The sequence below is a fragment of the Actinoplanes sp. NBC_00393 genome (genome assembly GCF_036053395.1).
In the GTDB taxonomy this organism is placed as follows: Bacteria; Actinomycetota; Actinomycetes; order Mycobacteriales; family Micromonosporaceae; genus Actinoplanes.
Window position 1 is genome coordinate 1019607 of record NZ_CP107942.1, and the last position, 22002, is coordinate 1041608.

Genomic DNA, 22002 nt, shown 5'->3' on the forward strand with positions numbered 1-22002 from the left:
CAAGCGTACACATGATATGTACGATCGTACGCATGCTCAGCACCACCACAGCCGTCCCGGTTCGCCACGCCCGGGCCGCGGTCGCCGCGGTCTTCCTCACCAACGGCGCGTTGTACGCGAACGTCGTACCCCGATTTCCGCAGCTCAAAGCAGACCTGGAGCTGACCAACGCCGCGCTCGGGGCGGCCATCGCCGCGATGCCCCTCGGCGCGCTGCTGGCCGGCCTGTTCGCCGCGGCCGCGATCCGCCGCTTCCGGTCCGCACGCGTCGCCGCCCTCGGCATCGTGCTGCTCGCCGCCGCCACCGTCGCGATCGCCTTCGTGCCGAACGTGTTCGCCCTGGCCGCGGTGCTGTTCGTGGCCGGCGCGCTGGACTCGGTGATCGACGTGGCGCAGAACGCGCACGGTCTGCGGGTCCAGCGGCTCTACGGGCGGTCCATCGTCAACTCCTTCCACGGGCTGTGGAGCGTCGGTGCGGTGCTCGGCGGCCTGATGGGCTCCGCGGCGGCCGGCCTGAGCCTGTCGCTCGGCGTGCACCTGGGCATCTCGGCGGTGCTGTTCAGCGCGGTCGCGCTGGTGGCGTACCGCTTCCTGCTTCCCGGCCCGGACGGCGCCGCCGCCTCGGACGCCGCCTTGGACTCCGCTGCCTCGGGCGAGCCGTCGTCGGCCGCGGCCAAGGGCGCCTGGTCGGCGACCGCGGTGCGGATGCTGGCGGTGCTCGGCGTGCTCGCCGCGTGCGGCGCCCTCGTCGAGGACGCCGGCGCCTCCTGGGGCGCGATCTACCTGCGTGACGAACTGACCACCGGCGCGGCCGCGGCCGGCCTCGCCTTCGTGGCGCTGCAGGTGGCGATGACCGCCGGCCGGCTCGCCGGGGACCGGGTGGTCGACCGGTACGGCCAGCGCGCCGTCGTCCGCACCGGAGGCCTCCTGGCCGCCGGCGGCATGGGCCTGGCCCTCGCCGTCCCGTCGCTCTGGACCACCCTGGCCGGGTTCGCCCTGGCCGGCCTCGGCGTGGCCACCCTGGTGCCCGCCGCCATGCACTCCGCCGACGAACTGCCCGGCCTGCCCGCCGGCGTCGGCCTGACCGTGGTGAGCTGGCTGCTGCGGGTCGGCTTCCTGCTCTCGCCGCCGCTGGTGGGTCTCGTCGCCGACCTGACCAGCCTGCGTGTCGGCCTGCTCACCGTGGTCGCCGCCGGCCTGATCACGGCGGTCGCCGCCCGGGTCCTGGTCGACCGGACGCCGGCCCCGGCCCCGGCCACCTGATTCTCGGCAGCCGCCGCGCCCGGGGCCTCCCGCGGCGTCTCACCCGGCGCCGAGCCGCATGCCCGGCGCCGGGTGACAATGCGACCATGGCGAAAGCGATGAACGACGCCGAATGGCGGGCCTTCCTCACCCACGGCACCCGGACCGGCAAGCTGGCCACCACCCGCGCCGACGGCGCCCCGCACGTGGTGCCCATCTGGTTCCTGCTGGACGGCGACGACCTCGTCTTCAACACCGGCGCGAGTTCGGTGAAGGGCCGCAACCTGGCCCGCGACCCGCGCGCCACGGTCTGCGTCGACGAGGAGACCGCGCCGTACGCGTTCGTCACCGTCCGCGGGCCGGTCACGCTGCTCACGGATCTGGCCGACATGCGCGACTGGGCCACCCGGATCGCCGCCCGCTACATGGGCCCGGAGCGGGCCGGGGAGTTCGGCGCCCGCAACGCGGCCGAGGGCGAGCTGCTGGTCCGCCTGCGCATCGAGCGCGTCACGGCTTTCAGCGGCGTGGTCGACTAGCCCAGGCCTCCCGGGTGATCTCGTACTCCACCTCGCCCTGCTCCGCGCCGGGCAGCGGATCGTCGAAGCTCGGGTGGAACGTGCGCACGTGACGCATGCCGACCGCGGCCATCACCGCCCGGGAGCCGGCGTTGACCGCCATGGTCTGCGCGATCACCCGCTGCTGGCCGACGGTCTCGAAGGCGTGCCGCAGCAGCTCGCGGGAGGCCTCACTGGCGAAACCCCGGCGCCAGCACCGGCGCAGGATGCGGTAGCCGAGCTCGGCGACGGCCGGGTCGTCGGGCTGGTCGGGGCCGTGCGCGGGCGGCAGCATCATCAGCCCGGTGAACGCCTCGGGGGTCTCGTCGCCCTCGAACGCCATCCAGAAGCCGAGGCCGTCGACCTTTGTGCCGTGCGCCATCCGCTCGGCGTGGGCCGCGACGACCTCGTCCCGTGAACGGGCCCGGCCGAACAGGTAGCGCAGCACCTCGGGGTCGGAGTCGAGCTCCACCTCCAGCTCGAGGTGCCGGTCGGCAAGCGGGACGAGCAGCAGGCGTTGGGTGCGCAGGATCGGCTGGGGCATGCCGCCACCCTCACACAGCGGGCCGGGGCGCGGCGACGTGATTTGCCGGCCGCCGGCGGTTCAGGCCGGCTGACGGTACGGGCCGGTCCCGCACTCCCGGATCCCGTGGTCGCGCAACACGCGGTACGCCTGCTCGACCGCCGCATGCCCGCCGACCGCGATCGGGTAGCCGCCGACGCGTCCCGCGTACAGATTCAGCATCAGCGCATCGCCGACCGGCACGCCCGGCAGCGCCCGCCACACCGCGGTGACTGCGGAATCCAGCGAATGGTCCCGGTCGCCGCCGAGATACACCGCGGCCACCGGCTCGCCGGCGAGCCGGAACGGCGCCGGCGGCGTGAGATCCACCTGCAGCCTCGGCCACAACTCGTCGACGAGCCGCGCGATGTCGGCGTGCTCTCGGAAGTCGACGCCGGCCGGCCGAACCGGATTGAGCTCGGACGACGACACCGGAAACGGCGACGAGCAGGCAGCGCAGTGCCCGGCCAGCCGGTTGCCCTGCCGGGCCAGCTCACCGGGGCGCTCGGCGGCGTGCACCACATTGGCGAACAGGCCCATCGCGTGCCGCGAGCGCACCGACCGCTTGACCTGGCGGGCCTTCTCGAACGCGTCCGGACCGCTGAGCAGCAGCACCTCGGAGGGGCCGCCGCACAGATAGCGGTCCAGGAAGGCGCGGGCCAGCACGTGCCCGGAATCGGTGTACTCCGACCACAGGAACCGGGTGTCGTCCGGGGTCAGGTCGAGCCGGTGCCGGCAGGTGATGCGCAGGCCGGCGCGGGAGACAGTGCGTTCCACGTCGCGGGTGAGGCCCCGGCGCAGACAGTCCGGTTTGAGCAGCAGGAAAGCGTTCACGAGGCCTTCGACAGTAGCGCGTCCGGCTCCAGGGACTCCTGCCAGATCGCCCAGCGGGTGTCCGGCCCGAGCGCCTTGGCCCGGTACATGGCCAGGTCGGCGCGGTGCACCAGCTCGTCGTGGGTCAGCTCGCCGGGACCGGAGACGGCCACCCCGATGCTCGCCGCGAGCGTGATGAGGCGGCCGTCGACGGCGACCGGGCCCAGGGCGGCGGCGATGCGCCCGGCTACCTCGTACGCCTCCTCGGGGTGATTGATCTCCGGCAGAACCACCGCGAACTCGTCGCCGCCGAGACGGGCCGGCAGGCCCGGCGAGCTGACACAGCGGCGCAGCACCTCGGCGAAGGCGATCAGCACCAGATCGCCGGACTTGTGCCCGAGGGTGTCGTTGATCTCCTTGAAGCCGTTCATGTCGATCACCAGGATGCCGGTGCTCGCGTTGCGGGCCAGCGACCGGTGCGACGCGACCCGGAACCGGCTGCGGTTGGCCAGCCCGGTCAGCCCGTCGGTGCGGGCCTGCTCGTCGCTCTCCCGCTGGACCAGGGCCTGCCGGTACAGCACCAGCGCGCTGAGGGCGGCGCCGCCGAGAGCGAGTCCGCCCCACGGGGAGAACTCGCCCTCCTGCACCGCGGCGGCCAGCATCAGCAGGTGCGCCACGGCGACCGCGGTGAACGGCAGGAACCGCCCGATCGGCAAGCCCTGCCGGGGTTCCCGGGCGACGCCGCAGCGCGACCGCAGCTGCTCCACCGCAGCGGCCGCGAGCAGCGCGTCCGCGGTGATCCAGCAGACGAACTGCCAGGACGTCTGGGTGGTCAGGCCGTGACCGTCCAGATAGCCGTGCACCGCGTCGCCGACGAAGAGCACCAGCGCGCCGGCGGTGAGCAGCAGCAGCGGGCGCTGCGCGGACTCGTCGGCGCCGCGCAGCAGCGCCCGGGCCGCCACGAACAGCAGAGCCAGGTCGGCGATCGAGTAGACCAGCGCGCTGTCGACCGAGGTGTACCAGAGCACCGTCGTCCCGCCGACCAGCACGATCAGCGCGTCCAGGACGGTCTTCAGCCGGTCCCGGCGGTTCATCGGGGCCAGCGGGAACCGTTGCAGGGCGATCAGCAGCGCCACCACGAAGATCACGTGGGTGATGTCGGCGGCGACTGACGTACCGTCCCGGTCGAAGAACAGCAGCAGTGGCGCGCTCGTGACCAGCACCGCGAAGCTGGCGGCCACCGCGCCCCAGGCCTGCCGCAGCCGGCCGGGCAGGGCCGGTTGCCGGGCGGCGCGGACCGCCGCGGCCAGGCCGAACACGCCGAATGCGAACCGGGCCAGCTCGGCTGTCTCGTCGTACGCCGAGACGTCGGTGACCAGGGCGGCGCCGGACAGGACGATCATCGTGAGGTACAGGCCGCCGAGCAGCAGGTAGGCCGAGGCCAGAGCGGGCGCCCGCCGGTGCCGTGGGGCCGGCACACGTCTCGTCCAGGTCTGCATGACGCCTTGGATCGGTATCGCCCGGGTGCACTTGAGAAAGGGCCGGTTGCAGGGTGGTTCCGCTACCGAACTTAACCGATAGGATTTGTGGATGGCAGCTCCACAGACCCATGACGAGGCGGTCGCGGCCGCCCACCGGCTCGCCGCACAGCTCGAACCCGGCGCCATCCAGCGCGACCGGGACGGCGCCGCGGTGATCCCGCACGAGGCGCTGGCCGCCCTCGACGACTCCGGCCTGCTCGCGATCACCATTCCCGCCGCCGACGGTGGTCCGGGGCTCGGTCCGCGTACCCTCGCCGAGGTCATCCGCATCCTCGCCGCCGCCGACCCGGCCATCGCCCAGATCCCGCAGGGCCACTTCCTGATGATCGACGTGCTCGCCGTGCACGGCACGCGCGAGGCCTGCAAGCGCCTCTACGGCGACGTGCTGGCCGGCCGCCGGCTCGGCAACGGCCTCGCCGAACGCGGCGGCAAACACGCCCAGGACCTGAAGACCCGCATCGTCGGCGGCCGCCTGGACGGCGTCAAGTACTACACGACCGGCGCGCTCACCAGCAGCTGGATCGGCGTCAGCGCCCTCGACGAGAACGACCGGCTGGTCCTGGCATTCGTGGCCCGCCACGCCGACGGCGTCCGCGTCGACACCGACTGGGACATGGTCGGCCAGCGCGCCACGATCAGCGGAACAGCCACGTTCTCGCAGGTCACGGTCGACCCTTCGTTGCGGGTGTCGTATGCGGAGGCGTACGCCGTACCCCAGCAACTCGGCGCCCGCGCCCAGCTCATCCACACCGCCATCGAGGTCGGCATCGCCGGTGCCGCCCTGCGCGACGCCCGCGACTACCTGCGCAACAAGGCCCGCCCGTCCTCCGAGGCGGTCCGCGCCGGCGCCGTGGCCGCCACCGACGACCCGCACGTCCGGCACCGCTACGGCCGCCTCGCCAGCCGGGTCCGGGCCGCCGAAGCGCTCCTCACCTCGGCCGCCCTCACCCTCGAGGAGGTCGGCCTCGTCCCGGCCGACGCCGACGCCGCCGCGCGCGGCTCACTCGCCGTCGCGGCCGCGAAAGCCTTCGGCAGCGAGATCGCGGTGGAGGCCGGGTCCGAACTGTTCACCCTCTGCGGAACCAGCTCGGCCGCAGCCAAATACGACCTGGACCGGCACTGGCGCAACGCGCGCACGCACAGTGTGCACGACCCGATCGATTACAAATACACCCATATCGCGGCCTACGAATTGGCCGGCATCCAGCCACCCAACCATGGACAGCTTTAACGGTACGGGTGTGACAGGGTCCCCGCTTTCCGGCGCGAGCCAGGCGCGGTGCCGGGCCCCAGCGCGTCCGCCGGGCCCATGCAGGCAGACGCAGAACTCAAGCTCAGCCCTCGCCTATCGCAAGCCGATTTGTCCGGCCGGCGCCCACGGTCGCTTCGCGCCCGGGCACGCAGCGGTGGGTGCCAGCTGGTTTGTCCGGCTGGCGCTCAGGGTCGTTTTCCGCCCGGGCACGCAGCCGTGGAACCCAGCTGGGTCGGTCGGCTGACGTTCATGGCTGCTTGCCCCGGGTTGCTGTAGGTGTTGCCTGCCGGTCGGATGTTGTGCGGTGTCGGGACCGGACGTGCTGCCGGCCTGACGCTGCGATGGCGCGACGTTCTGATCGCTAGTGGATCAACAAGGTGGCCAGAATTCCCAGCCCGGGTGATCCACAAGGCGGGTTTGCGGGGCCGGCTGGGAGCTGGGGCTGCCTCGGCCGGCCGGAAGGGTGTGTAACTCCCAGCCGGATGATCGAAAATGCTGAAAATGAGGGCTCGGCTGTGTCTTACGGCTCTTGCCCACCATCCGAACCCCTTGCCGCGCTGCTCATCAGCAAGGCGGCTGGTGAGATCGCCGTCGATCGGTCATGATCCGGGGCGGCGGGACTTCGGGCACGCGTGACTCCGGGCCGCGCGGCTGCGAGTTGGTGCTACTCGTTGGGCTCGCGCGGCTCGGGGACGCACTAATCCTGGGCTGCCGCGACCCGGACGGCGTGGTTCTGGGGCGCGTCGTTCTTGTGCCTGCGCGACCGCGGGCGGCGTGGTTCTGGGGCGCGTCGTTCTTGTGCCTGCGCGACCGCGGGCGGCGTGGTTCTGGTGCGCGTCGTTTCTGTGCTCGCGCGACTCGCGGTTGCGCGACCAGGCGCGTGCCGCCACGGGGTGACAGCTCTGCCGTGCGGCTGAGGCCCGGTTTGGCGCTCGGTTGATCACTCGGCCGCGCGGGAATGCTGTGCCACCGCGCGGCAGGCAGCGCTGTTGGGCGGCTGACTGATCAAGTAGATCGAAATGGCAGCATCAGCCGCACGGTGGCGCTGTCACCCGCCGATCTGCCGCGTGAAGCTGGGATTGCGGGGCTGTGTTGGCCGGTGATGCGCAGGAGCGGTCATGCCAAGCGCCAGCGCAGTGTGTCGTCCCAGGGGCGCGTTGCGCAGACCACCGAGAAGCCCAGCTGGGAAACCGCACGGGCACCTGGGGTCGAGCATTTGGAACCGAGGGTGACCACCTGCGGCGAACTACTCGTCTGCGATGGCGTGGGCTTCTTCGTCGGGGAAGGGCTTGCGGCCGGCTTCGTGGGGGACGGCGCTTCGGCCGGGGTGGTCTTGGTCGGCTCAGCCGTTGGCTTCGCCGATGGCGCGCTGCTCTTCTTGGGCTTGCGCGAGGGCTTCGTCGACGGCGGGGCTGTCGGTGCGGCGCCCGGATTCGGTGTGCCTGATGTCGGGGCGCCCGACTGGCCGTCCGGTGTCTGTGCGGCCGGTTTCTGTCCGGTGGGCGTTCCGTCGGAGGCGGTCGCGACGATCGTGGGTGTGCGGTCGGTCGTGTCGGCTGCTTCGCCGGTGGCCCAGGAGGGCTCGGCGGGCCGTTCCAGCAGACCGGCGATGATCATCCCGCCGCCGAAGAGCATCAGTGCGGTCAGCGCCGACAGCGCGAGGAAGCGCGGGCGGTGTGGCGCGGGCCGGGCGGCTGTGACGGTTGGAACCAGCGTCGTGGGCTGCTCCTCGTACTCCTCGGGTGACGACGCGGCGGGGCCGTTGATCATCAGGACAGCTTGGCGTGCGAGAGATGATCTTGGGCACGGGTGTTCGTGCCGCTCCGGCGACCACTTCGTCACCCGGTCATCGTCCGGAACGCCAGCCGAACAGATCCATCCGGACGTTGCGCCCGCCGCCCGGCCTACGGCCCGCGCTGAGTTGGGCGGACGTTGCGCCCGCTGCGCGGGGCTGGGAGGCCCGCGCTGAGATGGGCGGACGTTGCGCCCGCTGCGCGGGGCTGGGAGGCCGGCGCTGAGATGGGCGGACGTTGCGCCCGCTGCGCGGGCTGGGAGGCCGGCGCTGAGATGGGCGGACGTTGCGCCCGCTGCGCGGGCTGGGAGGCCGGCGCTGAGACGGCCGGACGTTGCGCCCCCTGGTGGGCTTGGTGGCCGGCGCTGAGATGGCCGGACGTTGCGCCGGCCGCCTGCGTTGAGACGGGCGGAGGTTGCGCCGCTGTCCGGGCCGGCAGGCCTAACGTGGCTGGTGCTGAGAGGGGCTCAGGGGTGGTCCCAGACGGTGGCGTCGAAGCCGACGCTTCCCTCCCGGGCGTTGATCTTGCGGACGGTCAGCCGGGCGATGCGGTCCTCGCTGGTTCGCAGGCAAAGGACGTCGCCGGTGGTGACGCCCTTCACCTTCGTGATCCCTTCGGCGATAGCGCATTGCGCGAGCTCGGGAGTGCCCGAGCCCTCTACCCGGCCAGGGCGGAGCGGCCGAAGGCGGGTTTGCCCCGGTGTTGTCTCGCTGCCGCGGCGCTTCCGTCACTGGGGGTCAGGGCTTGCGGGCGACCCCGGCGTACCCGTCGACGACGGGACGGTCGTCGCTGGCGGGGCGCCACAGTGGGGTCGGGACCACGCCCGGCTCGATCAGCTCGAGGCCGTCGAAGAAGGCGGTGAAGTCGGCGACCTCGCGCAGGTGGTAGGGGACTGCGCCGCTCTCGTTGTACTGACGGTGGGACTCGATCACCCGCTCGCTGGTGGCGGTGCCGTCGGACATCGCCAGGTAGCTGCCCGGCGGCAGGCCGGCGACCAGGGCCTGCACGATGGCGCGGGCCTCCGCGGGGTCCTCGACGTGGCCCATGACGCCGAGCATCATCAGCGCGATCGGCTTGTCGAAGTCGAGGATCTCGCGGGCATCGGCGAGCACCGCGGCGGAGTCACGCAGGTCCCGGTCGATGTAGCGGGTGACGCCCTCGGGGGTGCTGGTGAGCAGCGCCCGGGCGTGGGCGAGCACGAGCGGGTCGTTGTCGACGTAGACGATCCGGGTGTCGGGGGCGACCCGCTGGGCGACCTCGTGGGTGTTGTCCACGGTCGGCAGGCCGGTGCCCACGTCGAGGAACTGCCGGATGCCGGCCTCGCCGGCCAGGTGGGTGACGGCCCGGCCGAGGAAGGCCCGGGTCTCGCGGGCGGCGTCCACGATCTCCGGGAAGACCGCCCGGACCTGGTCGCCCACGGCCCGGTCGGCGGCGAAGTTGTCCTTGCCGCCGAGCCAGTAGTTCCACACGCGGGCCGAGTGCGGGATCTCGGTGTTGAGTTTGTCCGTGATGCTGTCCGTCACGGCAGCAGTGTCCCGTTTAAGAGATCAGCTCGCAACCCTGAGCGAGGCGAAGACCACGTCGCCGCTGTGCTCGAAACCGAGCCGTTCATAAAGCCGGATGGCGCTGTCGTTGTCCGACACGACGTGCAGGAACGGCAGCTCGCCGCGGGTCAGGATGCCGGCCGCCACGGCCATCGTGAGGCGGGCGCCGAGACCCTGGCCGCGGAACTCGGGGTCGGTGCAGACCGCGCTCACCTCGGTCCACCCGGGCATCCGGAGCCGCTCGCCGGCCATCGCGATGAGGCGGCCGTCGGGGTCGCGGATGCCGAGGTAGCGGCCCATGTCGATGGTGCGCTTGAGGAACGGGCCGGGCTGGGCGCGGGCCACCAGCTCCAGCATCTCGGGCACGTCCTTCTCGGTGAGCAGGACGGCTTCCGGGTCCTCCACGCCGGTCATGCTCTGGCCGACCATCTGCTGCCCGCGCATCTCCGACTCGATCCGCCAGCCCGCGAGCGGGGTGATGGTCGGGCCGGTCATCAGCGCGGAATCGGTGAGGGTGGCCAGGTCACGCCAGCCGGCCGGGTCCTCGGGGTCGCGGACGGCACAGAACGGGGCGATCTCGGGAAGGTATCGGGCGGCCTCGCCGGCGGCCTCGGCGAAACACGCCTGCGGCCCGGCGAGGGCGGCCCACACGGGATTGTTCAGCACACCTGCGACCCTGCCCTCTCCCGCCGCCCCGCGCCAGTAGATATCCGTCGAACCACCCTCGTGGGGCGCATGCTTATCTGCTGATTTCTGACACTCTCATACGGTCGCGAGCGGTGCCGGGGCAACCGCCAGAGCCGGGATCTCGGACGGCCAGAGCGGCTTGGCGAACAGGTAACCCTGCCCGTACTGGCAGCCCATGACGTCGAGCGCGCCGTGCTGGCCGGACTGCTCGATGCCCTCGGCCACGACCGCGAGGTCGAGGTTGTGAGCCAGCGTGATGATGGCGTCGACCAGGGCGTGCTGCTGCCGGCTGTGCAGGATGTCGTCGATGAACGATTTGTCCAGCTTAAGCACGTCCACCGGCATCTGCCGCAAGTAACTCAGGGAGCTGTAGCCCGTACCGAAATCATCGATCGCAATGCGTACGCCCATGGCGCGCAGCGCCTTGAGGTCCGCAAGGACCTTGTCGGCATCCCGCAGCACGAGGCTCTCGGTGATCTCCAGCAGCAGCCACTCGGGCCGCGCGCCGGTCTCGGCGAGCGCCTGCCGGACCACGTCGGTGAAGTCCGCGCTGTGGAACTGGCGGGCCGAGACGTTGACGCTGACGTAGCGCAGCGAGGACTCGGGGTGCTCCGCCCGCCACTGCGCGAACTGGCGCAGCGCCTCCCGCAGCACCCACGAGCCGATGCCGACGATCGCGCCGCTCTCCTCGGCCGCCTCCACGAAGTGGAACGGCCCGAGCACTCCGCGGGTCGGGTGCTGCCAGCGGACCAGCGCCTCCACGCCGGTGATCCGCTTGTCGGCCAGCTCGACGATCGGCTGGAACTGCAGCACGAACTGCTCGTCCTCGATCGCCTCCTGCAACGACGTACGCATCTCCAGCCGCTGCACCATCTGGGTGTGCAGGTCGCTCTGGTAGCGCTGCCACGCGCCCTTGCCGAGGCCCTTGGCCAGGTAGAGGGCGAGGTCGGCGTGGCGCAGCAGCTCGGTGGCGTTCTCCGCGTCCCGGCTGGTCGCGACGCCCACGCTGGCCGCGCCGCTGACCTGGTGGACCTTGCCGTCGGTGCCGGTGACCTCGATCGGCTCGGCCAGCGCGGTCACGAGCCGCGCGGCCAGATCCTCCGCGGCGTCGGCGTTGTTGCTCTGCTCGACCAGTACGGCGAACTCGTCCCCACCCATCCGGGCCGCGGTGCTGCCCGCCCCGATGATCGCGGAGATCCGCTGCGCCACGGCGAGCAGCAACTGGTCGCCGACCGCGTGCCCGAGGGTGTCGTTGACCTCCTTGAAGTCGTCCAGGTCGACGAAGAGCACACCGAGGGTGGCGCCGTCCCGGGCGGCCACGCTGAACGCCTGCTCGAGCCGGTTCTTGAACAGCACCCGGTTGGCCAGGCCGGTCAACGAGTCGTGGAACGCCTGGTGGGTCAGGTCGTCCTCGAGGCGCCGCCGTTCGGTCACGTCGCGCATGGTGATGACGAGTCCGCGTACGGTCGTGTCCTCCCGCAGGTCGCGCAGATCGCACTCGATCTCCACGCGCCGCCCGTCGCGGTCCGCGGCCAGCTCGATGCCGTCCAGGTCGCCGGCGCAGCGGCCGATCCGGGTCAGCACCTCACGCCAGGCCTCCTGCGAGTCCGCGGCGAGCAGATCGGCGAACGGCGCGCCGGTCGGGTCGGCATGCCCGAACAGCGCCTCCGCCGACGGGCTGGCGTACCGGATCGTGCTGTCGTCGTCGAGGATCAGGATCACGTCGGCGGCGCTCTGGATCAGCGTACGGAAGTAGGCCTCGGTGTCGCGGCGGCTGACCTCGGCGGTCAGCGCGATCCGGTCCAGCACCACGGCGACCTGGCCACCGAGAGCCTCGAAGGAGGCACGTGCCGCCAGCAGGACCGCTTCCGGCCCGCCGATGACCATCACGCCGTACCCGCCGCCCGGCATCGGCTGGGTGCCGTAGAGCGCGTGGGTGAAGCCGCCGGCATCGCCGTGCGGGAGGTCCGCGGCCGGCATCAGCCGCATCGAGATCTCCGCCTCGCCGGGGAACACCTCCGGCAGGATGTCCAGGTGGTAGGGCTGGTCGGACGGCATGAGCCGGCCGACCGCGCGGCGTACGCCGACCGCGACATCATCCGCCGTGGCGGCGGCGAACAGCGTGGCGCTCGCGTGGCGCAGCGCCCGTTCCCGGCTGCCGGCCTGCCGCTGCGCCACCGCCAGGTCCGAGACCCGGCCCAGCACCAGCAGGAACATCACCGCCGCGGCGCCCGCGATCACCGGCGCGTCGACGACCCCACCGCGGGCGGCCTCGATCTCGTGGCCCTGCATGTACTCCAGGGCGAGCACGGCGGGCGCGATCAGGGCGGCCGCCGCGAGCCAGAAGATCCGGTGCCGGCCCATGTCGGTGTGGGTCTGCTCGGCGGTACGGGTGAGCGCCCGCATCGACGGCTGCAGAGCCACGTAGCCCATCAGCGAATAGAAGACGATCCAGCCCAGGTCGACCGGCCCGCCCAGCGTCCAGTCGCTGTTGAGCTGCGACTGGCCGTAGAAGATGTCCGAGACGAGCAGCCCGACCAGGGCGAACCCGATCGTGGTCACCGCGCCGCCGCGCTTGCCGGAGCCGGTCAGCATCCGCAGGATCATCGCCAGCACCAGCACGTCACCGAGCGGGTAGCCGATCGAGACCAGCTTCTCCAGCACCGACAGGTGCTCGGAGCGGGTGAACGGGGCGATCCAGTACACCCAGGCGAGCAGGCCGAGGCCGACCGTCGGGACCAGCGCGTCGAGCAGCGCGGCGCGGTTCGTCACGCCGCCCGAGCGGGCCCGGACGAACATCAGCAGCGCGGCCGTCAGCAGCGGGTACACCAGCAGGTAGAACAGGTCGGCCAGGCCGGGGAAGTCCGGCTGCCGGCCCACCGCCAGGACCAGGTTGTACCAGGTGTCACCGGTGGTGAAGCAGGCCAGCGCGGCGCTGATCAGGTACCACGGCGCCTTGCGTTCCGGCTGGTTCATGCGTACGCCCACCAGCACCATCGCGGCGCAGGAGTAACCCAGCGCCGCCCAGGTGTAGAGGTGGGCCTCCGGGAACGCGTAGTAGAGCCCGGTGAGCACCAGGATCCAGGCGCCGAAGCACGCGCGAGCGGCTCGCGTCGACAATGCGTACTCCGATCGTGAGGCGGCGGTGTTGCCGCCCCGCCGTATCGGAGCCGACGCGGCCGACCTGAGATCGCGCTGTGAGCCGCAACCGTCCGGCAACCGGCGTCAGCCGGCCAGAGCGTCCACCAGCCGCCGGGCCGAGCCGGCGAGGTTCCAGCGTTCGGCGAGGGCGAGCAGGGCGTCGCCGTCCTGCGGGGCCTTCGGCAGGGTGGCGTCGAAGTCGGGCAGCGGCACGTCGAGGGCGACCTTGCAGACCGGCAGGGCCTTCGCCAGGTACTCCCGGGCGGCGTCAAGCTTGGTCCGCACGCCCGGGGCGAAACCGGCGTCCTTGTCGTCGAGGGCGGCCAGGATCTGCTCGACCCCGCCGTACCGCTCGATCAGGCGGGCCGCGGTCTTCTCACCCACGCCGGCGACCCCGGGCAGGCCGTCGCTGGGGTCGCCGCGCATCGCCGCGAAGTCCGCGTACCAGCGGGCCGGCACCCCGTACTTCGCCTGGACCAGGGCCTCGTCGGCGTCCTCGAGTTTCGCCACGCCCCGGCCGCAGTACAGCAGGCGGGTGCCGCGGGCGTCGTCGACCAGCTGGAACAGGTCGCGGTCACCGGAGACCACCTCGACCGGGGCCGGCTGGGTGGCGGCGAGCGTGCCCAGCACGTCGTCGGCCTCGTAGCCGTCCACCCCGAACGCCGGGATGCCGATCGCGGCGAGCACCTCGAGCAGCACCGGGATCTGTGGCTTGAGGGCGGCCGGGACCTCTTCGACGTCGCCGTGCGCCACCCGGTGCTTCTTGTACGACGGGACCAGCTCGACCCGCCACGCCGGCCGCCAGCTGTTGTCCATCGCGCAGATCAGGCGGTCGGGCTGCCGGGTCCGGATCAGCTGGGCGAGCATGTCCATGAAGCCGCGGATCGCGTTGACCGGCTCACCGGCCGAGGTTTGGGCGGCCTTCTCCGGGATGCCGTGGAACGCGCGGAAGTACAGGCTCGGGGCGTCGACGGCCAGCAGGGGTCGGGTCACGGCCACCACCCTAACGGCCGCGTGCTCAAATGCACCGGTGACGGACGAGGAGATCATCGAGCGCCTCCAGGCAGCCCGCCCGTTCCCGTTGACGCCGAGCCGGATCGGCGGCCACGACGTGCTGACGGAAACGGTGCCGCTGCCGGCCGGCCCGGTAACCATCATCTTCCGGGTGCGCAGCGGCCGAGTCACCGTGGTACGAGCGACAAATGGTTCATATCGCGAGGACATGGCCGCCGCGCTGCTGGCGATTCCGGATGAGCCGGCAGACATCGTCAGGACGGCCCCGCTGCATGTGCCCGGCTCGGTTCTGGACCGGGCCGTCGTGCTGAGCGCCGGTGACACGCCGTACCTCGCCGACCGGACGGTCAGCGTCTATGCGGCGCACCGGAGCGAGGTCCTCGAGGGCGAGACACAGGACGCGTTCCTGTTCACCACCACCGGCAAGGGCATTTCGTTGCCGGTGCACGACTGGAACCGCGAACCGCTGCCACGCGCTGACGCCCGGCTGCTCGACGACTGGCCGGGTGGCCCGATCCGCCGCTCGAAGCGCCGCTTCCCGTGGCCGGCCGAACGGCTGCTGACCCAGATCGCGCCGGAGGGCCCGAGCGGCGTCCGGGTCGAGATCCGCGACATGCGCGGCTACGAGCTGGTCGTGCAGCGCCGGTGGGACCGGGTCGTCGGCACCCTGACCGCGCCGGACAGTGAGTTCACCCGCGAGGTGGACGTGCCCCGGCGCCTGGCCTGGCGCGCGTTCGCCCCGGTCTTCCGCGGGGAGGACGTGACCGAGTTGGCGACGGTGATCGGTGGAGCGGCCGAGACCAACATGCTGGAGATGCGCTACCAGACCGAGGACCGCGGCTGGGCCGAACTGCCCGCTCTGCACAGCGTCGAGGAGTGCGAGGCGCGGCTGGACCGGCACATCGCGCGGACACCCGGGAACTGGGCGGTCTTCACCTCCCGCTCGGACGCGGTGATCCAGGTCTCCTGCGAGGCCGGTGGCCGGCTGTGGCTGGAGACTCCGGACGCGGCGGCCGGGCGGTCCCGGGGCCGGTTCGTGACCGGCGACGAGGCCGCCCGGATGCTGCGGATCCTGGCGAGCGAGGACCGCAGCGCCGTCGAGGAGCTGGGTGAGCTGGAGACCGTCAGCTGGGAGTGACACTCACTCGTTGTGCAGGACCTGGGCGATGGTCAGCCGGGAGGCCCGGCGGGCCGGCAGCAGCGCGCCGATCACCGCGATCAGCACCCCGCTGAGCGCCATCACGGCCAGCGATGCCGGGTCCCAGACCTGGAACACGTAGTCCGGCAGACGAACCTTCGCGGCGTCCGCGGCGAGCGGCACGACCAGGCGGTGCGCGGCCATCCCGAGCGGCAGCCCGATCAGCCCGCCGGCCACCCCGAGCGCCGCCATCGACGTCACTGTCATGATCACCACCTGCCGCGGGGTCATCCCGATCGACTTGAGCATGCCCAGGTCGCGGCGGCGTTCCTGGACGTTGAGCGCGACCGTGTTGAGCACGCCGAGCGCCGCGACCGTGGCCAGCAGCAGGGCGAGCACCGTGGAGAAGCCGGTCACCACGATGGTGAGCTCGTTGCCGCCGGTGTTGTTCCAGGCGAACAGGCCGGGGTCGGCGGCCCGCACCGCCGCCGCGTAGGCGTCGATGTCGGTGCCGTCGGTGACCTGCACCTGGTAGAAGAAGTCCTGCGGTTCGGCGTCGGCGAAGGTGCGCCACGGGGCGAACATGCCTTCCGGGCCGGGGAAGCCGCGGACCGTCTCGCCGACGATGGTGTACGAGCTGCGCACCCCGTCGATCTCGACGGTGAGCCGGTCGCCGATCGCCAGGCCGCGTTCGTTGAGCAGCTGGCTCGGCGCGACCACCTCGTCGTCGGCGGCGATCCAGCGGCCCTCCAGCACCTGCGCCCGGTAGCCCATCTCGGCGACCTCGCCGCGGGCGAAGTTGAACTGCATCGGTTCGCTGTCGCCGAGCACGGACACCTGCCGGCCGACGGCCACCGCGACCCGTTCGGCGCCCGGCAGGCCGCGCAGCAGCTGCTCGACCTCGGCGTCCGGGCGGGTGCTGGGCGTGCTGTTGGGGCCGGCGTCCGCGCGTACCCCGAGGTCGCCGCCGGAGTAGTCGTCCACCTCGCCGACCCGGATGAGCGAGCCGGACAGGCCGGTCGCGAAGGTCACCGAGACCACGCCGAGCAGCAGTGACGCCATGGTCAGCGCGGTGCGGCCGGGCCGGGCGAAGGGCAGGCCCAGACCCAGGCTGACCGAGCGCGGGAGGCGCGTACCGGAAAGACTGCGCTGGATCCGCAGCGCACGCCCGCGTCGCGGCGCGGTCCCGGCGCTGATCGCTTCGGCCGCGGAGAGGCGGCGGGCACGCAGAGCAGGCAGCAGCGCGGCCAGGAAAACCAGTCCCGGTACGCCGAGCAGCGCCACGATCCACACCCAGAGGCGGGCGCCGGTGCCCACCCCGAAGCCGAGCCCCGCGAACGTGTTCGACAGCAACGCCCGCGCCCCGAACGCGCCGAGCACCGTGCCCGGGATCGCGCCGATCACCGCCGGCACCGACACCATCGTCAGATAGACGGCGACCACCTGCCGCGGGGTGAATCCGAGCGACTTGAGCACCCCGATGTGCCGGAACCCGGAGATCACCGCGCCGCTCACCACGTTGCCCACGATGATCAGGGCGACCAGCAGGCCGAGCACCCCGAAGGTGGCCAGGAACGGCAGGTAGACGCCCGGCTCGGCGGCCGCGTCCTCCTTGATCACCAGGTACGGCTGGGCCGCGAGCAGCGCGCCGTCGGGGAGCCCCGTGGTCACCCCGGCCATGCGCTGGTCGACGGCGGCGCGGGTCGACACGTCACCGGTGAAGCGGTACAGCATCTGGGTTCCGCTCGGCTTCAGCGCGGCGATCTGCTCCGGCGTCACCCAGGCGTCCGCCGAGCCGCTCAGGCTGAACGCCCAGCCGACCACGGTGAACGTCTTCCCGCCGGCCGTCACGGTCGTGCGCTCGTCGAGCATGTTCAGCGCCCACTCGTCGAACTGGGGCACCTCGTCGAGCACGATCTCGCCGGGCGCGGACGGCCACCGGCCCCGCCACACGTCGACCTGGTCGACCTCGCCGCCCGGATCGGCGCGCCCGACCACGGTCAGCGGACCGTCGACGCCCGGCGCCCGGTCCTCCTCCGGTTCCAGCACCACCTGGCCGAACGGTCCCGTCATCGCCGATACGCCGGTGCGGGCCGCGGCGAGCTCGGCGCCGGTCACCTTCGCCGGGTCGTAGGCGGCGATCGCGTGCGCGCCCTTCTGCTGCTCGAAGGCCCGGTCGAACGGCGCCGACGCGGCGTCCAGCAGGGCGAGCGACACGGTCACCGTGGCGGTGCACATCAGCACCACCAGGAAGATCACGAACGTCTGCAGCTTGCGCCTGCGGACCGCGGCCCGCGCAGCCGTCCAGACGGCGTTCACACCCGGTCCAGGGCGGACTCGCGGTCGATCCGGCCGTCGGCCAGCTCGATCAGCCGGCTGGCGCAGCGGTGCGCCAGCCGCTCGTCGTGGGTGACGATCAGCAGGGTCTGCCCGATCTGGTTGAGGTCGAGCAGCAGGTCCATCACCTGCTCGCCGGCCTTGCTGTCGAGCGCGCCGGTCGGCTCGTCGGCGAGCAGCAGGGCCGGCCGGTTCATCAGCGCCCGGGCCACCGCGACCCGCTGCCGTTCGCCGCCGGACAGGGTCGCCGGGTAGGCGTCCTTGCGGCCGGCGATGCCCAGCTCGCCGAGCAGTTCCAGGGCGCGCTTGCGGGCCGTTCCGGGGCGGGTGCCGGTGAGCTGCGCGGCCAGGGCCACGTTGTCCAGCGCGGAGAGGTCGTCGAGGAGGTTGAAGAACTGGAAGATCATGCCGAGGTGGTGCCGGCGGAACAGCGCCAGACCCTTCTCGTTCATCGCGTCCAGGCGCTCGCCGTGCACGGTGATCTCGCCGGCGGTCGGCCGGTCCAGGCCGGCGATCATGTTGAGCAGCGTGGACTTGCCGCAGCCGGAGGGTCCCATCACGGCCACCGCCTCGCCGGCGTGGATCTCCAGCGAGACGCCGTCCAGCGCCACCGTGTCCCCGTACTCCTTGCGTACGCCGTCGAGGCGTACCACTCGGCTGTCTGTGGTCATGGCAGGGACGCTACGGAGCGCGTACCCCGCAGGTCATCCTTCGGCGGATGCAATCCGGCGCCGCCCTCATCCCGGGGATGTAGCCGCGTCCGCGCCCGGGATGATGTGCCGCTCGCGCGCTTCTGACAGGGTTGGCGTCGTGGGGACGGTGTGGCTTCTGATCGCGCTCGCGGTGGCGGTCCTCGCCGCCGCGGGATTCGCCGCGGCCTTTCTGCGCGCCCGCCGCCGGCATCAGCGTGACCTGGGCGAACGCGGCTGGCTGCTGGAACGTGAGCGCGCGATCGCGGTCCGGGCGGCGGTGGACGAGGAACGCGCCCGGATCGCCCGCGAGCTGCACGACATCGTCAGCCACAACGTCAGCGTCATGATCGTGCAGGCGGGCGCGGCCCGCGAGGTCTTCAGCACGATGCCGGACGAGGCGGTGGCCGCGCTCAGCGAGGTCGAGCGCGCCGGGCGGACCACCATGACCGAGCTGCGGCATCTGCTGGGCCTGCTGGCGCCGGCCGCCGACGGAGAAGAAGACAGCGAGGGTACGGATCTCGCGCCGCAACCCACGCTGAGCAGCCTGAGCCGTCTCGTCGACCGGATCGCGTTCGCCGGACTGCCGGTCGAGGTGCGGGTCTCCGGCGAGCCGCGGCCGCTGCCGTCCGGCGTCGACGTCACGGCGTACCGGATCGTGCAGGAGGCGCTCACCAACGCGCTCAAGCACGGCGCCGGCGGCAAGGCCGAGGTCACCATCCGGTACGCGGAACGCGCCCTGCGGGTGGAGGTGCTGACCACCGGCCCGAGTGTGCTGACCGGCGACTCACCCGTACCGTCCTCGCCCGGCGCCGGGGCCGGCCGTGGCCTGCTCGGGCTGCGGCAGCGGGTCGCCGTCTACGGCGGTGATCTGGACGCCCGCCGGCGCCTCGGCGGCGGTTACCGGGTGCGCGCCCGCCTCCCGCTGGAGGATCCGGCATGACGTCGCCCCCGAGAGTTCTCATCGTCGACGACCAGGAGCTGATCCGGACCGGCTTCCGGCTGATCCTGACCGCCCGCGGCATCGATGTCGCCGGTGAGGCCGCGGACGGCGCCGCCGCGGTCGAGGCCGAGCGGCGACTGCGCCCGGATGTGGTGCTGATGGACATCCGGATGCCCGGCATGGACGGCCTGGAGGCCACCCGCCGCATCCTGGCCCGCAACCCGGACTGCCGGGTGCTCATGCTCACCACCTTCGACCTGGACCGCTACGTCTACGCCGCCCTGGCCATCGGCGCCAGCGGCTTCCTGCTCAAGGACGTCACCGCCGACCACCTGGCCAACGCGGTCCGCCTGGTCGGCACCGGCGACGCCCTGCTCGCCCCGTCGATCACCCGGCGGCTGGTGCAGCGGTTCGCGGTCCCCGGCGACGAGGCCCCGGCCGTGCACCGCGACCTGACCGCGCTGACGCCGCGCGAGCTGGAGGTGCTGACCCTGCTCGGGCGGGGACTGTCCAACACGGAGCTGGCCGATACCCTGACGCTCAGCGAGGCGACGGTGAAGACGCACGTCGCCCGGATCTTCGCGAAACTGGATCTGCGCGATCGGGCGCAGGCCGTCGTGCTGGCCTACGAGACGGGGCTCGTCACCCCGGGAGATGGTTGATGGAGCCGCTTTCCACCACCGCCCTGACCGCGATCGCGAAGGCCGTCGGCGCCGAGGCCGGCAAGCTGGTCGCCCGAGGGGTCAAAGCGCGGGTGCTGGACGAGCGGGCGCTGGAGAAGGCGCTGGGCCGCGCCTACGAGCAGGTGCAGACCGCGCACGGTGTCCGGCTGCGAGCTACGACCTGAACGCCGGGTTCCTGGAGCACGAGGGCGCCGCCGAGCTGGCGAAGGTGCTGGTCCCGGGCGCCGAGCCGTTAGTCGCCCAGGGTGACCAGACCTTCCTGCGGGAGCAGGCCTGCGGTGCGCTGCGAAACGCCGAGTACTCGCCGACGCTGGTAACCGGCCTGATCAACTTGATCCTGACGGACGACAGGTGGGCCAACGCCTCAAAATTCGCGGCCGACAGCCTGGTGCAGGTGATCCGGCAGCACCCGGCGGCCGCGGAGGAGGTGGCGGACCGGCTCGCCGAACTGTTCGACGGGCTCCCGTCCGACGCCCTGCCAGGCTTGCGCTGGGACCTTTATCGCGCGCTCGGCCAGATCGCCGCCATTGCGGAGGCCCGCACCTGAAACCGGAACGTGCCGACCCGCGGCACCGCCCGGCATCGGGGCTGAACGTTCGTTAAGCTCTGCGCATGACCGTGGACCGACTGCTTCCCACCCCTGAAGCACAAGACCTGCTCGACCTCACCCGGGAGCTCGCCACCCGCGAGCTCGCTCCCAAGGTCGACGACTTCGAGGCGCGCGGCGAGTTCCCCCGCGACATTCTCCGCACCCTGGGACGTTCCGGGCTGCTTGGACTGCCCTATTCCGAGGCCGATGGCGGCGCAGGTCAGCCGTACGAGGTATATCTCCAGGTCTTGGAACTGCTCGCCGGGACCTGGCTGGGGATCGCCGAAGCGGTCAGCGTGCACACGCTGAGCTGCTTCCCGGTGGCCGGGTTCGGCACCGAGCGGCAGCGCAAGATGCTGCCCGACATGCTCGGTGGCGAGCTGCTCGGCGCCTACTGCCTCTCCGAGCCGCAGGGCGGATCGGACGCTGCCAACCTGGCGACCCGCGCGGTTGCCGACGGTGACGACTGGGTGGTCAACGGGACCAAGGCGTGGATCACGCACGGGGGCACGGCTGATTTCTACAACCTGTTCGTGCGTACCGGTCAGCCCGGCGCCCGCGGCATCTCCTGCCTGCTGGCCGACGCCGGCACGCCGGGCCTGCTGCCGCAGCAGCGGGAGCGGCTGATGGGCCTGCGCGCGGCGGCGCCGGCGCAGATCGTGCTGGAGGACGCGCGGGTGCCGCGGGACCGGCTGGTCGGTGCGGAAGGCGAAGGCTTCGCCATCGCCATGCAGGCCCTCGACGCGGGCCGTCTCGGCATTGCAGCCTGCGCGGTCGGCCTGGCACAGGGCGCGGTGGATTACGCGACGGCGTACGCGAAGGAGCGCGAACAGTTCGGCCGGCCCATCGGTCGTTTCCAGGGCGTCGGCTTCATGCTCGCCGACATGGCAACCCAGGTGTCGGCGGCCCGCGCGCTGCTGCTGGCCGCGGCCCGCCTCAAGGACGCCGGCCGGCCGTTCTCCATCGAGGCCGCGAAGGCCAAGCTGTTCGCCACCGACGCCGCCATGCGGGTCACCACCGACGCGGTGCAGGTGCTAGGCGGCTACGGCTACTCGGCCGACCACCCGGTGGAACGCTGGTTCCGCGAGGCCAAGGTCCTACAGATCGTCGAAGGCACCAACCAGATCCAGCGCTTGGTCATCTCCCGCGCAATGATCGCGTAATCCACCGCCCACCCGCCGCGGCGGGCCTCTTCCCCGCCGCGGCCGTGTTCGCTCCATCCCCGCCTGCTCCATCCGCGCCTGCTCCATCCGCGCCTGCTCCATCCGCGCCCTCCATCCCCGCCCCCTCCATCCCGCTCACTCCGTCTTCGTTGCTTCCTGCTTTCGTCTCCTCGCCTGCGCCTGCGCCTGCGCCTGCGCCTGCGCCTGCCGCCTGCCCGCCTGCCCCTGCGCGCCTGTCCGCTTCCTCGCCTTCATGGCCCAGGTCGCCGGTCTTGGCCCGGCGAGCCGCGCTTGCTTGACCGACCAGTAATGTGACGG

The 22002-nt window shown here is 72.1% G+C and carries 20 protein-coding genes; 9 read left to right on the forward strand and 11 right to left on the reverse strand.

Annotation, left to right across the window (positions count from 1 at the left end; translation table 11 throughout):
* Positions 1 to 32 precede the first annotated feature (32 nt).
* Both OHA21_RS04495 and OHA21_RS04500 read left to right on the forward strand, forming a co-directional pair.
* Entirely contained in the window at positions 33 to 1262 is a 1230-nt protein-coding gene (locus OHA21_RS04495) for an MFS transporter (RefSeq protein ID WP_328470418.1), read from the forward strand.
* An 86-nt stretch (positions 1263 to 1348) separates the two neighbouring features.
* The gene (locus OHA21_RS04500; protein WP_328470420.1) at positions 1349 to 1777 is read left to right on the forward strand and encodes a PPOX class F420-dependent oxidoreductase; all 429 of its coding nucleotides are present in this window, start codon (positions 1349 to 1351) and stop codon (positions 1775 to 1777) included.
* Here OHA21_RS04500 and OHA21_RS04505 read toward each other — a convergent pair.
* The 3 genes from OHA21_RS04505 to OHA21_RS04515 are packed head-to-tail and all read right to left on the reverse strand — an operon-like array spanning position 1758 to position 4669.
* Positions 1758 to 2339, reverse strand: coding sequence for a GNAT family N-acetyltransferase (locus tag OHA21_RS04505; RefSeq protein WP_328470422.1), 582 nt, complete (start codon positions 2337 to 2339; stop codon positions 1758 to 1760). The two genes, OHA21_RS04500 and OHA21_RS04505, sit on opposite strands and share 20 nt — an antisense overlap.
* Positions 2340 to 2399: 60 nt before the next feature.
* Positions 2400 to 3191 (reverse strand): nucleoside-diphosphate kinase, encoded by a 792-nt coding sequence (locus OHA21_RS04510; RefSeq protein WP_328470424.1) that lies wholly within the window; start codon positions 3189 to 3191, stop codon positions 2400 to 2402.
* On the reverse strand, positions 3188 to 4669 hold the full coding sequence (locus OHA21_RS04515) for a GGDEF domain-containing protein (protein ID WP_328470426.1): 1482 nt from the start codon (positions 4667 to 4669) through the stop codon (positions 3188 to 3190). Before OHA21_RS04515 ends, OHA21_RS04510 begins: the two co-directional genes overlap by 4 nt.
* A 91-nt stretch (positions 4670 to 4760) precedes the next feature.
* On the opposite strand from OHA21_RS04515, the gene OHA21_RS04520 reads away from it, so the two are divergent.
* The gene (locus OHA21_RS04520; RefSeq protein ID WP_328470428.1) at positions 4761 to 5942 is read left to right on the forward strand and encodes an acyl-CoA dehydrogenase family protein; all 1182 of its coding nucleotides are present in this window, start codon (positions 4761 to 4763) and stop codon (positions 5940 to 5942) included.
* A gap of 1137 nt (positions 5943 to 7079) precedes the next feature.
* Here the strand turns inward: OHA21_RS04520 and OHA21_RS04525 are convergent.
* The 6 genes from OHA21_RS04525 to OHA21_RS04550 all read right to left on the reverse strand — a co-directional run bounded on the left by OHA21_RS04525 (position 7080) and on the right by OHA21_RS04550 (position 14121).
* Positions 7080 to 7733, reverse strand: coding sequence for a hypothetical protein (locus OHA21_RS04525; protein ID WP_328470430.1), 654 nt, complete (start codon positions 7731 to 7733; stop codon positions 7080 to 7082).
* A gap of 489 nt (positions 7734 to 8222) precedes the next feature.
* Positions 8223 to 8357 carry a hypothetical protein gene (locus OHA21_RS04530; protein WP_328470432.1) on the reverse strand — a complete coding sequence of 45 codons (135 nt, stop codon included), beginning with the start codon at positions 8355 to 8357 and terminating at the stop codon, positions 8223 to 8225.
* Between the two features lie 136 nt (positions 8358 to 8493).
* Positions 8494 to 9279: an SAM-dependent methyltransferase gene (locus tag OHA21_RS04535; RefSeq protein ID WP_328470434.1), complete on the reverse strand. Its 786-nt coding sequence runs from the start codon at positions 9277 to 9279 to the stop codon at positions 8494 to 8496.
* A gap of 24 nt (positions 9280 to 9303) precedes the next feature.
* Positions 9304 to 9966: a GNAT family N-acetyltransferase gene (locus OHA21_RS04540; RefSeq protein WP_328470436.1), complete on the reverse strand. Its 663-nt coding sequence runs from the start codon at positions 9964 to 9966 to the stop codon at positions 9304 to 9306.
* 96 nt (positions 9967 to 10062) lie between these two features.
* Positions 10063 to 13107 carry a putative bifunctional diguanylate cyclase/phosphodiesterase gene (locus OHA21_RS04545; RefSeq protein ID WP_328470438.1) on the reverse strand — a complete coding sequence of 1015 codons (3045 nt, stop codon included), beginning with the start codon at positions 13105 to 13107 and terminating at the stop codon, positions 10063 to 10065.
* A 105-nt stretch (positions 13108 to 13212) separates the two neighbouring features.
* A complete protein-coding gene (locus tag OHA21_RS04550) occupies positions 13213 to 14121 on the reverse strand; it encodes a 5'-3' exonuclease (RefSeq protein WP_328470441.1) in 909 nt (302 codons plus the stop codon).
* 37 nt (positions 14122 to 14158) lie between these two features.
* Between OHA21_RS04550 and OHA21_RS04555 the strand changes: the two genes are divergently transcribed.
* Complete coding sequence (locus OHA21_RS04555; RefSeq protein WP_328470443.1) at positions 14159 to 15280, forward strand: hypothetical protein; 1122 nt, start codon at positions 14159 to 14161, stop codon at positions 15278 to 15280.
* Positions 15281 to 15283: 3 nt separating this feature from the next.
* On the opposite strand, the gene OHA21_RS04560 is transcribed toward OHA21_RS04555, so the two are convergent.
* Positions 15284 to 17599: an ABC transporter permease gene (locus tag OHA21_RS04560; RefSeq protein ID WP_328470445.1), complete on the reverse strand. Its 2316-nt coding sequence runs from the start codon at positions 17597 to 17599 to the stop codon at positions 15284 to 15286.
* The gene (locus OHA21_RS04565; protein ID WP_328470447.1) at positions 17596 to 18288 is read right to left on the reverse strand and encodes an ABC transporter ATP-binding protein; all 693 of its coding nucleotides are present in this window, start codon (positions 18286 to 18288) and stop codon (positions 17596 to 17598) included. Before OHA21_RS04565 ends, OHA21_RS04560 begins: the two co-directional genes overlap by 4 nt.
* Before the next feature lie 139 nt (positions 18289 to 18427).
* Between OHA21_RS04565 and OHA21_RS04570 the strand changes: the two genes are divergently transcribed.
* The 5 genes from OHA21_RS04570 to OHA21_RS04590 all read left to right on the forward strand — a co-directional run bounded on the left by OHA21_RS04570 (position 18428) and on the right by OHA21_RS04590 (position 21684).
* Positions 18428 to 19249: a sensor histidine kinase gene (locus tag OHA21_RS04570; RefSeq protein WP_442875066.1), complete on the forward strand. Its 822-nt coding sequence runs from the start codon at positions 18428 to 18430 to the stop codon at positions 19247 to 19249.
* Complete coding sequence (locus tag OHA21_RS04575) at positions 19246 to 19911, forward strand: response regulator transcription factor (RefSeq protein WP_328470449.1); 666 nt, start codon at positions 19246 to 19248, stop codon at positions 19909 to 19911. The genes OHA21_RS04570 and OHA21_RS04575 overlap by 4 nt, the downstream gene beginning before the upstream one ends.
* Positions 19911 to 20096, forward strand: coding sequence for a hypothetical protein (locus OHA21_RS04580; RefSeq protein ID WP_328470451.1), 186 nt, complete (start codon positions 19911 to 19913; stop codon positions 20094 to 20096). The genes OHA21_RS04575 and OHA21_RS04580 overlap by 1 nt, the downstream gene beginning before the upstream one ends.
* Before the next feature lie 44 nt (positions 20097 to 20140).
* Positions 20141 to 20479 carry a hypothetical protein gene (locus tag OHA21_RS04585; protein WP_328470453.1) on the forward strand — a complete coding sequence of 113 codons (339 nt, stop codon included), beginning with the start codon at positions 20141 to 20143 and terminating at the stop codon, positions 20477 to 20479.
* A gap of 65 nt (positions 20480 to 20544) precedes the next feature.
* Positions 20545 to 21684 (forward strand): acyl-CoA dehydrogenase family protein, encoded by a 1140-nt coding sequence (locus OHA21_RS04590; protein ID WP_328470455.1) that lies wholly within the window; start codon positions 20545 to 20547, stop codon positions 21682 to 21684.
* Positions 21685 to 22002 lie beyond the last annotated feature (318 nt).